General features: G+C 42.6%; 9 protein-coding genes. 1 reads left to right on the forward strand and 8 read right to left on the reverse strand.

Going from position 1 to position 13,360, the window contains the following annotated elements; genetic code table 11:
* Positions 1–46: 46 nt before the first annotated feature.
* The 7 genes from CW749_RS23835 to CW749_RS23865 form a co-directional block, all read right to left on the reverse strand.
* Positions 47–1,591 (reverse strand): SpoVR family protein, encoded by a 1,545-nt coding sequence (locus CW749_RS23835; RefSeq protein ID WP_101114957.1) that lies wholly within the window; start codon positions 1,589–1,591, stop codon positions 47–49.
* An 11-nt stretch (positions 1,592–1,602) separates the two neighbouring features.
* Positions 1,603–2,871: a YeaH/YhbH family protein gene (locus tag CW749_RS23840; RefSeq protein WP_101114958.1), complete on the reverse strand. Its 1,269-nt coding sequence runs from the start codon at positions 2,869–2,871 to the stop codon at positions 1,603–1,605.
* A gap of 91 nt (positions 2,872–2,962) precedes the next feature.
* Positions 2,963–4,897: a PrkA family serine protein kinase gene (locus CW749_RS23845; protein ID WP_101114959.1), complete on the reverse strand. Its 1,935-nt coding sequence runs from the start codon at positions 4,895–4,897 to the stop codon at positions 2,963–2,965.
* Positions 4,898–5,189: 292 nt separating this feature from the next.
* Positions 5,190–5,690 (reverse strand): YfbU family protein, encoded by a 501-nt coding sequence (locus CW749_RS23850; RefSeq protein ID WP_101114960.1) that lies wholly within the window; start codon positions 5,688–5,690, stop codon positions 5,190–5,192.
* A gap of 144 nt (positions 5,691–5,834) precedes the next feature.
* The gene (locus CW749_RS23855; RefSeq protein ID WP_101114961.1) at positions 5,835–6,491 is read right to left on the reverse strand and encodes an energy-coupling factor ABC transporter permease; all 657 of its coding nucleotides are present in this window, start codon (positions 6,489–6,491) and stop codon (positions 5,835–5,837) included.
* A gap of 185 nt (positions 6,492–6,676) precedes the next feature.
* Entirely contained in the window at positions 6,677–7,417 is a 741-nt protein-coding gene (gene pflA / locus CW749_RS23860) for a pyruvate formate lyase 1-activating protein (RefSeq protein ID WP_101114962.1), read from the reverse strand.
* A gap of 192 nt (positions 7,418–7,609) precedes the next feature.
* The gene (locus CW749_RS23865; protein ID WP_101114963.1) at positions 7,610–8,587 is read right to left on the reverse strand and encodes a lipid A deacylase LpxR family protein; all 978 of its coding nucleotides are present in this window, start codon (positions 8,585–8,587) and stop codon (positions 7,610–7,612) included.
* A 276-nt stretch (positions 8,588–8,863) separates the two neighbouring features.
* Between CW749_RS23865 and CW749_RS23870 the strand changes: the two genes are divergently transcribed.
* Entirely contained in the window at positions 8,864–10,744 is a 1,881-nt protein-coding gene (locus CW749_RS23870) for a methyl-accepting chemotaxis protein (protein ID WP_101114964.1), read from the forward strand.
* Positions 10,745–10,821: 77 nt separating this feature from the next.
* On the opposite strand, the gene pflB is transcribed toward CW749_RS23870, so the two are convergent.
* Positions 10,822–13,098: a formate C-acetyltransferase gene (gene pflB, locus CW749_RS23875; RefSeq protein ID WP_101114965.1), complete on the reverse strand. Its 2,277-nt coding sequence runs from the start codon at positions 13,096–13,098 to the stop codon at positions 10,822–10,824.
* Positions 13,099–13,360: the final 262 nt, after the last annotated feature.

Genomic DNA, 13,360 nt, shown 5'->3' on the forward strand with positions numbered 1-13,360 from the left:
AGACTTCGTGGGCAAATAGGAGGATTGGTAAATTCGAGTTATTGGCTTAGATTTCGGAGTTGTAGTCTTCACGCTCAGGGCAACTGCCTAGAATTTCTTTTCTTCCAGATTCATTCCGTTGCTCCAAAATGACATCGAATCCCCAAAGCCTATAAAGGTGTTTCAATACTTCTTGATGGCTGTCGCCTAATGGAATCCTATCATGAGGAACATATTGCAAGATCAAAGAACGATCGCCACGTACGTCTACATTCCACACCTGAATGTTTGGCTCTAAGTTACTTAAATTATACTGTGCCGCCAGTTTTTCTCTGATTTGGCGATAACCTACTTCATCGTGTATTGCGCTGACTTCTATGTGGTTTTTTCTGTCGTCGTCACTGATAGCAAAGAGTTTAAAGTCACGCATTAACTTAGGCGACAAGTATTGGCTGATGAAGCTTTCATCTTTAAAGTTTGCCATAGCGAAGTGCAATGTATCTAACCAATCTGCTCCTGCGATATCTGGGAACCACTCTCTGTCTTCATCGGTTGGGTCTTCACACATTCTACGAATGTCTTGGAACATCGCAAAACCAAGAGCATATGGATTGATGCCGCTAAAATAAGGGCTGTTGTATGGAGGCTGGGCGACAACATTGGTGTGGCTATGCAAAAACTCAAGCATAAACTTCTCAGACACCAAACCTTCATCGTACAAATGATTCAGTATGGAATAGTGCCAGAATGTTGCCCAACCTTCGTTCATGACTTGTGTTTGTTTCTGAGGGTAGAAGTACTGGCTGACTTTTCTAACAATACGAACTATTTCTCTTTGCCAAGGCTCTAGAAGTGGGGCGTGTTTCTCAATGAAGTACAAGATATTTTCTTGAGGTTCCGTTGGGAAACGAATCTTTTGAGATTGCTCCTTCTCCTCGCTTTTAGGAACCGTTTTCCAAAGCTCGTTAACTTGGGATTGAAGGTATTCCTCACGAGCTTCTTGCCGTGCCTTCTCCTCCACAATGGAGATCTTTTCTGGGCGTTTGTATCGATCGACACCGAAATTCATTAGCGCATGGCAGGAATCCAACAGCTGTTCAACTTCGTCTACGCCGTGCTTTTCTTCACACTCGGTAATGTAGTTTCTAGCGAATAATAGGTAATCGACAATGGAGCTTGCATCCGTCCAAGTTTGAAACAGGTAGTTGCCTTTGAAGAAAGAGTTGTGACCATAGCAAGCATGAGCCATAACCAAGGCTTGCATGGTTACGGTGTTCTCTTCCATTAGGTACGCAATACATGGGTCTGAGTTAATGACAATTTCATACGCAAGACCCATCTGACCGTGTTTGTAGTTTTGCTCGGTTTGGATAAATTTTTTGCCAAATGACCAATGGTTGTAATTGATGGGCATACCAATGCTTGAGTATGCGTCCATCATTTGTTCCGCTGTGATCACTTCAATTTGGTTAGGGTAGGTGTCTAATCGATAGTGTTCGGCTACCCTTTTGATTTCTTTGTGGTAACGCTCCAGAAGCTCGAATGTCCAATCCGGACCATCTGGCAAGCGCTTGCTGTTTGTCGCTGTTTTTTTAGCTGCTTTAGTCGCCATAGCGCGCCTCCCTATGCCGTTTCTTTTTGAAACAGTTCCCTAAATACTGGGAAAATATCATCCACAGTACGAATATTTTTCATGGCAAAATTGTCGAATGCTTCTTCGAGTTTTTGGTATTCATGCCATAAGGTTTGGTGGGTTCTTCTTGTTATTTCGATATAGGAGTAATATTGACATTCAGGTAAAATATTGTTCACCAATAGCTCTTTACAACGAGGGGAATCATCTGCCCAGTTATCCCCATCTGAAGCTTGTGCTGCGTAGATATTCCACTCGTTAGTTGGATATCTGTCTTTTACGATTTCATTCATCAATTTCAAAGCGCTGGATACGATGGTGCCGCCCGTTTCCTGCGAATAGAAAAATTCATGTTCATCGACTTCTTTCGCTTGAGTATGGTGGCGTATGAAGACGACTTCGACGTTCTCGTAAGTTCTTGTTAAAAATAGATATAAAAGCACATAAAAGCGTTTTGCGATGTCTTTAGTTGCTTGGTCCATAGAGCCTGACACATCCATCAAACAAAACATCACTGCTTGGCTCGAAGGAATAGGGCGCTTTTCGTAGTTTTTGAAACGCAAATCAAAAGTATCAATAAACGGAACGCGCGCAATACGCTGACGAAGTTCTATGATTTCCTCTTGAAGTTTCTTCTCCTCTAAAGGTTGAGCGGGTTCGTTGTTTTCAATTCGCTCTAACTCTTCTTCTAGCTCTGCAAGTAGTCGCTTTTTGCCCGCGGTTAATGCTGTTCTTCTTGCCAGTGATTGTTGAAGAGAGCGCACCACACTGATATTGGCCGGAATACCCGCGGTTTGGAAACCAGCTCTATGGGTTTTCCATTCTGTGATTTTATTGATTTGGTTTTTTTGAAGGTTAGGTAGCTCCAGATCTTCAAATAGAATGTCGAGATATTCGTCTTTTGAAATCTGAAAAACAAAGTCATCTTGACCTTCGCCATCAGCACTTGCATCACCTTCGCCAGAGCCGCCTCCTTGACCGCCTTTTGGTCGCTCAATTTTGTCTCCGGTGATGAATTGGTCATTACCTGGATGAACGCGTTCTCTAACGCCCCCTTGTCCTTGATGAAAAATTGGCTCTTTGATGTCTTTATGTGGAATCGATATATCTTCACCTGTCTCTGTATTGGTGATAGATCGGCGATTCACGGCATCGGCTACCGATTCCTTAATTTGCTCTTTATGGCGGCGTAAAAAGCGTTGTCTGTTGACTGTGCTCTTATTCTTGCCATTGAGCCTTCTGTCGATAAATTGCGCCATACGTTAGTCCCTCTGAAACGTCAAAGTGTCGAACTGTGTGTCATGAGTGACTGGCAATATCTGCCAGTCCCCATATCTAAGACACTTGGTACTAAGAGGATTTACGTACTCGTAGGTACCATTCCGACAACAATCTAACTTGTTTCTTGGTGTAGCCTTTCTCCATCATACGAGCGACAAAGTCGTCGTGTTTTTTCTGATCATCGGTTGAAGTTTTCGCATTGAAGGAAATAACAGGAAGCAGCTCTTCCGTGTTCGAGAACATTTTCTTCTCGATGACCGTTCTGAGTTTCTCGTAACTGGTCCAAACGGGGTTTTGCCCTTTATTGTTTGCACGAGCACGTAATACGAAATTAACGATCTCGTTTCGGAAATCTTTCGGATTACTGATACCTGCCGTTTTCTCAATTTTCTCTAGCTCATTATTAAGCGCGGCACGGTCGAATAACTGCCCTGTTTCCGGATCGCGATATTCTTGATCTTGAATCCAGAAATCGGCATAGGTGACATAACGGTCGAAGATGTTCTGACCGTACTCAGAGTAGGATTCGAGGTAAGCGGTTTGAATTTCTTTACCGATAAACTCGACATATTTAGGTACTAAATAGCCTTTCAAGAACTCTAAGTAACGCTCTGCCATGTCTTGTGGGAACTGTTCTCTTTCTACCTGTTGTTCAATAACATAGAAAAGATGCACAGGGTTTGCCGCCACTTCGGATTGATCGAAGTTAAATACGCGAGAAAGGATCTTGAATGCAAAACGAGTAGAAAGACCCGACATGCCTTCATCGACACCTGCAAAATCTCGGTATTCTTGGTAGCTTTTTGCTTTTGGATCGGTATCTTTCAGGGTTTCACCGTCGTAAACACGCATTTTCGAGAAAATGGATGAGTTCTCAGGATCTTTCATACGAGAAAGAATGCTGAATTGAGCCAAAATGTCCAATGTGCTTGGGGAACATGGCGCTTTTGAAAGCTCACTGTGATCCAACAGTTTTTTGTAGATTTTAACTTCTTCCGAAACACGCAAGCAGTAAGGTACTTTCACAATGTACACCCTATCGAGGAAGGCTTCATTGTTCTTATTGTTGCGGAAGGTCTGCCACTCTGATTCGTTCGAGTGCGCCAGAATCATGCCATCAAACGGCAAGGCAGAGAGCCCTTCTGTACCGTTATAGTTACCTTCCTGAGTAGCAGTAAGTAATGGGTGCAGTACTTTGATTGGCGCTTTGAACATCTCTACAAATTCCATCAAGCCTTGGTTAGCTCGACATAACGCACCTGAGTAGCTGTACGCATCAGGGTCGTCTTGTGAGAAGTGCTCAAGTTGACGGATATCGACTTTACCGACAAGTGATGAAATGTCTTGGTTGTTTTCGTCACCCGGTTCCGTTTTTGCAATTGCAGTTTGACCAAGGATAGATGGTCTTACTTTCACAACTTTAAATTTGGAAATATCACCACCAAACTCAGTGAGACGTTTTGCTGCCCAAGGTGACATGATGGAACGTAGGTAACGTTTTTCAATGCCATAATCGCCTTTTAGCAAATCACCATCTTCGTTAACATTGAATAAACAGAATGGATGGTCATTGACTGGGCTACGTTCACCGTTAGCGGAAAGAACGTAGATAGGCATTTTTTCCATTAGGGCTTTCAGTTTCTCGGCGAGTGACGACTTACCGCCACCAACGGGACCCAAAAGGTATAGAATTTGTTTTCGTTCTTCTAACCCTTGAGCGGCATGTTTTAGGTAAGAAACGATTTGTTCTATCGCGTCTTCCATACCGTAGAAATCTTCAAAGGTTTTGTATCTGGATATCACGCGATTAGAGAAAATACGGCTGAGTCTCGGGTCTAATGCGGTGTCGATGACTTCAGGTTCTCCAATCGCCATTAATAGGCGCTCAGCTGCATTGGCATAGGCGCTTTTGTCTTCACGACATAGCGATAAAAAGTCTTGCAGCGATAGTTCTTCATCCTTGGCTGCTTCATAGCGAGCCTGGTAGTGGTCAAAAATGCTCATAGCGAATACCCCTCTAAACCTGTCAAATCGACTAATTAACAGCGAAAATGTCACGTCCTTCACTAAATAAGGTTAGACCCAGATTTTGAATTCTGCTTATTAATTCGGTATTTATTTCAAATTTTTAAGAAAAAAGTATGAAGCAAGTACGGGTTTGTATGAGTGTGCTAGAAGTGATTCAAACAGGCTGGAGTGTTGCGCAACCTACGGTCGCAATAGGAAAGCACCACATAACAGTGGTGCTTTGATAAAAATATCAAACGATGTGAGAGACTTAGGTCAAAAAATAGGACTAAGCGTTGAAGATTTGATTAAATTCCGCCGCAGAGAGGTGATATTGACGTGGACAGCGCTTCCAAGATGCCAACATTCTTTGGTATTTTTCAAGCATTGGCATTTGTGCGTTGAAGTGATGTTCACCTTTGTCAAATTGGGTGTACAACCCTTCGGAATCGACGAGAAAACGCACATAGTGAACAAGCTGTGATTCACTTGCGATATCGAACCCTAAAAAGTTGAGCCTGCGCTGATCAACGTTTTCTCTCTCATCGTGGTTGAGCATTTTGTTCGATTCTTGCATCGCATGATACATTTCCATAATTTCGAGAATCTCTCGACACTGCGTTTCATCCAAGCAGCCATAGTCCTTATTTAGCTCTAACATTTGTAGTTCATATCCACGCTCTACAATGGTTTGAAGGCGTTGATACTTTTCGGCATTCTGCGGATCCATCTGCGACATTAGGTTGTATTGGTTCGACAAAATGAGTCGTTGAGCGTTGGTCATTTCCATAGCATGGTCTCTTAAATTTTATTACTTAATCTATGAAATAGGGTAACAGCAAGTATCCGTACCGAAACATGATCTCAACACATGTTTAATAAGGTTTGATTGGAGATTGAGCGGATATTTTCGTGCTACTGCTAGACAGGAATTCTACTTGTTAGGGAAAAGGTAATGTCTGTCTGAGAATACGCGTAACCATTCTGGTCGATACACGCAAAGTACCGCTAATGTCATTCCGTTGAGGAGACCTTCGGGAAATGCCATTAAGGGAATCAGCATGAAGAAGTTATCCATTACCGTGGTGAAATCATACAAACCCTGCCAAAGATAGTAGCTTCCTTTCAGCAGTAGGTGTGTGCTCCCAACAAACATGGCATTGAAAAAGCCAGCAACAAAAATGAAAACGAAGACATTTTTGGGTAAATAGTGATAGCTAAGAGTGAATATGAAATAGCTTAAAAAAATAGGGATGAAGCCTGAAATGATAATTTGTACCGGTAAATCTATTAACGGCCATTGATTGAAAATGGCGAGAGCACCAAAAATAGGCAGACTAAGAAGGCAGGCGACTCGCCAGCCAAACATCATAGTAAAAGCCGTTATACCAAGAAAGTGAATATCTAAGCCGCTTTTGACCCCTGCTTTGGTTTGCCAAAGAAAAAAGAGTATTACTAAGGAAATGATAGTGAGGTTCTGAAAAGATTTTTCGCTTAGAAACTTAGGAATAAAGGCATGCTTTGTATCAGCCCAACTTCGTTGTACGACAAAGGCAGTAAAGACGAGACAAAGAAACTGAAGTATCGACATAGTGTAATTCCTAAGGGCACGAACTTTTGTGGAAACACACCCGAACGTCCCAAAATCGTGAGTTTAGCGCAGTTATTTCTATACCCAAGGGTAACTAGGCTATCAATACAACAAAGCCAGCATAATGCTGGCTTTGTTCGTGATTGGTTACTTTGCATAGCTTGAGTATAAGGCTTACATGGAAACTAGTATTTCACATTGTCGTTATATTGCTCAAGTATTCCTTTTATCGTATCCATTGTTTCTTTCGGAGGTGGGTTAACCCCTTCGAGTGGGTAGTCGTGCCCTAACGCTTCCCACTTATGTGCGCCCAATTTGTGGTAGGGCAGCAACTCCACTTTTTCGATGTTATCCATATCTTGAATAAACTCACCGAGCATATGCGCGGCCTCTTCGTCGTCTGTGTAGCCGGGTACAACGACATATCGAAGCCAAGTTTTTTGCCCAATTTTGTGAAGATACCGTGCGAAATCTAAAGTACGCTTGTTGGAAACACCAATAAAATCTTGATGAATGGCATCTTTCATGTGCTTGATATCGAGCATGACAAGATCTGAGGCTTCAAGTACTTCATCAACAACATCAGTATGTTTCCGAATATACCCGTTAGTATCCAAACAGGTATGCATCCCTTCCTCTTTAGCTGCACGGAAAAAGTCACGTACGAATTCAGGTTGAAGCATGGCTTCACCTCCCGAGCAAGTGACCCCACCGCCAGAAGCTCTCATGAAGTGCTTATAAGACTTTGCTTCGCTAATGATTTCGTCCACGCTCACTACCTTGCCATCGTGGGTGTCCCACGTATCTCGGTTATGGCAATATTTACAGCGCATTAGACAGCCTTGGAGAAACACAATAAAGCGGATTCCCGGACCATCCACCGTGCCACAAGATTCGAAAGAATGAATACGACCAGTAGTAGACATGAGCTATCTCTTAGGAATTATTTGCTGTCATTTTATTACAAAATGGCACTGTACCCTAGGAAAAACTGAGGTTATTTGGTCTGAAGGGCAAAATTATTATTTTGCAAAACATCGCTAATTGAATTGCTGAGTGTTTGAGATGGAAATGATACCTATTAACAATAGCTTTCAATGATAAAGGTATAAAAAACATCAGAATATCCAGAATAGGGAAACGGACCCGTTAGCATGAAAATGAGCTTGGTCTTCCTTAAAATCTGGCGTTTTAAGGGAGTAAGAGAGCGATACTCCCACCTCTTTGTAATGCGCTAGAGCACCTAAAACAGCCGTAGACTGTAAGTGAGTTACAGAAACGAGTGGGACGAGGGGGGGGCGCTTTCCTGTAATTGTGATGTCGTTAAAGCGATATCGAGCTTCTAACCCAGTAAATACAAACCATCCACTGCGACCATAATCTAGATGAAGTCGATGTGCTGGGTTGTCGTATTTAATCTCTGCTGAACCAAAAGTATTGGCAAGCGCTTCGCCCATTCGCCACATTACGCCGCTGCCTATTTCGGAGCGAAAGTTTCCTAATGCTACTCGATTGATCCAACTAACCTCAGATTCGTGATTTTCAAAATAACCCGAGTTTCTATGAAGCAAGTTTTGTTGCCTGTAACCCAATTGGTAAACCCAAGGCTCTTCAATTTGGTATGCCCAACCTTGGGGGCGAGCAGACCCAATTAGATCATGAACAAACACTTGTGCAGAATCGGCTTGGGCATTTTTTCCCATTGTGCCAAGCATAGCGTGGAGAGTTTGGTGTTTTTCGGTTGTTCTTGCGATCAATGAGCCACTGATGAAACTGATTCCAGAGTATGGGCGCTCATTTATCTTTGGTGTTGTGGATTCAATATCAGTGGGAGTCCATAGTTTTTGCCCAACGTTTAGATTCCAATAAAAGCGTGCATTGTTATCCCCAAAACCTATTGTGCTTAAGGAGTGGCTTTGTTCGCTGGACTCGTTTTTATCTAATTCAGACAGAATACCTAACTGAATACCACTACTGTAATCTTCATCGCTCCTTACTAAAGAGTCATTGTCCATTGTGAGAGATAAGTGCGATTTGGCTTGCGCAGTCAAAGAAGACAGCGACAGTAAAATAATAGGAACCCAGACAGCATTCATATCAATACTGACTCCTTAGTAAGTGAACTCGATATACGCAATGTGAGACTTTTCCAACTTTTATGCAATAAATCAAGTAAGTGGAAGCGAATAACTTTTTGCAAAAAGAGACATGTGTAGAAGTTTGAAATAATTAATGATGCATTTGTCAACAATCAAATGTTAGAAAATTGTAAATTAAACTAAAGTGTCGTCGTATACTTAATAGTACTTTCGAACATTGAATGTACCAACATTGGTTTATTAGTCTGAATTTCCAAAGTAGAGGAGGGAGTGATGACAAGTTTTGCGCTCTCACAGAAGCAAAAAGTATGGATATACCTAGCAGCGCTGATGGTAGGTTTTGCTGGGTTATCGGTGTTTATTTCAATAAAAATCAGCTCGGTAACTAATCAGTATCAAAATCAGGGGGTTATTCACGAAGGCGTTGCCGAAATCGGTCAAACGCAAATCAGTTTATTGGATTTAGCGGCGCGCTTAAACAATATGACTGGAGAGCAGGTCGAAGAAATTAACACCATGCTTGAAGATATCTCTCAAAAGGCATTGGGGAAAAAAACGATGCTAGCAGAGGTTGGGCTGCACGATGGAGCAGAAAGCTTTGTTCAGTCTATTTCGGCGTATCAGGATGCATTGGCACCATGGTTAGCGATAAGGCAAGAGATGGGGTTTAATGTTGATGATGGAAAATTGGGTGAATTAAAACAGCTAGCCAATACCATAGAGGCAAAGATTGCTGAAACGGGAATGGTGAGTATAAACTCCGATTTTCAGAACATGGTGAAGACACAGCAAACTTATCTTTTGCAACCCAATGAAGAAAATCTAAAGTACTTCAACCGTGCGTTGGCGATGTTTATCAATATGTCAAATTCATACGCAATGCTCGACTTATATGAAAAAGAAGTGGAGCTATTTAAAGAGCATTCTGCTCGTGTGAGTGAACTGTCCGTTGAACTAGAATCTGTCGAAGAGTCACTTTTTCAACGACAGAAAGATGTGCAAACTGTCGTTAGACAGCTAGGCGCGAAAATGAATGTGATCAGTGCGGAGTATGGACAGGCCGCCCAGCAAACGTCTTCTACAGTGCAACTTTCTACACTGATCGCTTGTCTCGTTTTAGCTCTGTTTACTTTGTTTATTTTTGTATCACAGAACATATCCATATCCCGAGCGCTTAAAAAGGTAACGCAGATTCTCGAGCTTGTTTCCAACGGAGATTTGTCACAGAGAATGCCCGTTTCGAACAATAAAAACGATGAGTTCAATCGTTTGGCACTCAACATTAACCAAGCTTGTGAAAACTTAGGTAAGTTGGTTAAAGGCGTGCAGCACAGCAGCCATGCGCTAGCATCCAACGCGAATGAATTGAATTCTGGGTTGGATGATTTGGTGGCAAGTCAACACGATGTTGTTGGTCAAACTCAAGTATTGGCTTCGGCAACGGAGGAAGTAAGCGTTACTACCCAAGAAGTATCAAGTAGCCTGGATTTGGTGGTGCAAGTGAGTGAGAAATCCAGTGAGTCGGCGCAAGAGGGGGCAACGATCATTACCAGCGCGATAGATTCAATTGAGGATATTGGGAAAATACTCGGAAGTGCAGCCACTCATATCAATGCTCTTGAGGACGCCTCTTCAAAAGTGGATTCCGTTATGGATATTATTAATGGTATTGCTGAACAAACCAATTTGCTCGCTCTGAATGCCGCTATCGAAGCTGCACGAGCGGGTGAACAAGGCAGAGGTTTTGCTGTTGTGGCAGATGAAGTTCGAAGTTTAGCCGTGAGAACTGTTGATGCTGTCGCCGAAATATCGGGCACGATTGAAACCATGAAAAAAGAGAGTGCTGAAGTGATTCAATACATTGGGCAGTCCGAATCTTCAATGCAACAGGGTCGAGAGAAAGGGCATGAAGCGATGGAAGCGTTGAAGTTGATTACTGAGCAAGTTACCGAGGCAACGGAGCAAACCGAGCGAATTTCATCATCGATTAAAGAGTTGGCAACGACCAGTCAATCTATGGCGGATAGCATGTCTCAAATTTCTTCCTCAATGAGCACAATTGAAGAAAATAATACCCAGCTTAGAGAGGCGAGCAGCCGAGTAGATGAACGATCTGGTGTATTAATTAAAGAATGCAATCAATTTGCAGTTTAGTTACTTGGGTATATGCCTATTAGAAACGCAAAAAAAGCCCCCGAATTTTCGGGGGCTTGTATTTTAGAACTCAGTGATTATAGAGATTCAGTGAAAGTACGAGCAATAACGTCTTTCTGCTGTTCAGTGGTCAGAGAGTTGAAACGAACAGCGTAGCCCGATACACGGATTGTTAGCTGAGGGTAGTTCTCTGGGTGCTTAACAGCATCTTCTAGCGTTTCACGGTTAAGAACATTCACGTTTAAGTGCTGTCCACCTTCAATACCTGTCTCATGGTGGAAGTAACCATCCATTAGACCAGCAAGGTTAGCACGTTGCGAATCTTCTTCTTTACCAAGTGCGTTTGGTACGATTGAGAATGTGTAAGAGATACCATCTTTTGCATCAGCAAACGGAAGTTTACCAACTGATGTTAGAGAGGCGACTGCACCTTTCTCGTCACGACCGTGCATTGGGTTAGCACCTGGAGCAAACGGAGCACCGGCTTTACGACCATCTGGTGTAGTACCTGTCTTCTTACCGTATACCACGTTAGAAGTGATAGTTAGGATAGATTGAGTTGGTACTGCATTGCGGTAAGTCTTAAGCTTACGGATTTTCGCCATGAAGTTAGAAACAAGTTCACATGCCATGTCATCAACACGTGAATCATTGTTACCAAATTTCGGGTAATCGCCTTCGATTTCGAAATCGATGGCAATGCCGTCTTCATCACGAATTGGTTTAACTTTAGTGTGCTTAATCGCAGATAAAGAATCGGCAGCAACAGATAGACCAGCGATACCACAAGCCATAGTGCGTCGAACATCGCGATCGTGAAGTGCCATCAAAGCAGCTTCATAGCTGTATTTATCGTGAGAGTAGTGGATAGCATTCAGAGCCGTTACGTACTGTTTTGCTAACCAATTCATTAGGTTGTCTAGACCCGCCCAAACTTTATCGAAGTCTAGGTACTCTTCAGTCATTGGTTCGCTCTTCGGACCAACCTGCATCTTCAGTTTCTCATCAACACCACCGTTGATAACGTATAGAAGTGTTTTCGCAAGGTTTGCACGAGCACCAAAGAACTGCATGTGCTTACCGATGATCATTGGAGATACACAACATGCGATCGCGTAATCATCGTTGTCGAAATCTGGACGCATTAGGTCGTCATTTTCGTACTGGATAGAAGACGTATCAATAGATACCTTCGCACAGAACTTCTTGAAGCCTTCAGGTAATTGCTCAGACCAAAGTACAGTGATGTTTGGCTCTGGAGAAGGTCCCATAGTGTATAGCGTGTTTAGGAAACGGAAGTTAGTACGTGTAACCAACGTACGACCATCAACGCCCATACCACCCATAGATTCTGTTGCCCAGATTGGGTCGCCAGAGAATAGCTCATCGTACTCAGGAGTACGTAGGAAGCGAACCATACGCAGCTTCATTACGAAGTGGTCGATCATTTCTTGAGCTTGTTCTTCTGTGATGATGCCTGCTGCGATATCGCGCTCAACATAAACATCAAGGAACGTTGAAGTACGACCTAGAGACATTGCCGCGCCGTTCTGAGATTTAACTGCAGCTAGGTAACCAAAGTATGTCCACTGTATCGCTTCTTGAGCGGTAGTCGCTGGAGCAGAAATATCATAGCCATATGAAGCAGCCATTTCTTTCAACTGAACTAGTGCACGATGCTGTTCCTGAATCTCTTCACGAAGTTGCATTGTCATTTGCAAATCTTCACCAGACTCAAGTTGATCTTGAGTAGAGTGGAATTGAGCAACTTTGTCTTTGATTAGAAAATCTACACCGTACAATGCAACACGACGGTAATCACCGATGATACGACCACGACCGTATGCATCTGGAAGACCCGTTAGAACACCAGACTTACGACACTTTAGGATGTCTGGAGAGTAGACATCAAAAACACCTTGGTTGTGTGTTTTGCGGTATTCAGAAAATATTTTTGAAACTTGTGGGTCAAGTTCACGACCGTATGCTTTACAAGAACCTTCGATCATACGCACGCCGCCATTAGGCATGATTGCACGCTTAAGCGGAGCTTCTGTTTGCAGACCTACGATAGTCTCAAGATCTTTATTGATGTAACCAGCATCGTGTGACGTGATGGTAGAGATAACAGAAGTATCGAAATCAACAGGCGCGTGTGTGCTGTTTTCTAGTTTAATACCTTCCATTACTTTAGCCCAAAGCGCATTTGTTGCTTCAGTGCCTTCAGATACTAGGAAAGATTCGTCGCCTTCATATGGCGTATAGTTCTTTTGAATGAAATCACGAACGTTAACTTCGTTTTGCCAGTCACCTTCAGCAAAACCTTCCCAAGCTTTAGCAAATTGCTCTGCCATGACATACCTACCTTTTTAGTAGTAAAAAACCGTACTGTCTTCGCCGTTGAGCCAGCTATCCTTTTCTTAAGGAGCAGTACACTCTAATTAATAACAATATGAATAGTCTCGACTTTTCTTCATGAAACCATACATGTTGTTACTGGTTATTCATTTTTACCTTCAATTTGAAAAGTGCTTTCTCTTTTCTTCGTTTCTGAGAATAGGCTAAAAAATTTTTGCAAACCTTAAACTAAATCAATAAATATCAAAAAAAATTGAT

The sequence above is a fragment of the Vibrio sp. vnigr-6D03 genome (assembly GCF_002835515.1).
In the GTDB taxonomy this organism is placed as follows: Bacteria; Pseudomonadota; Gammaproteobacteria; order Enterobacterales; family Vibrionaceae; genus Vibrio; species Vibrio penaeicida.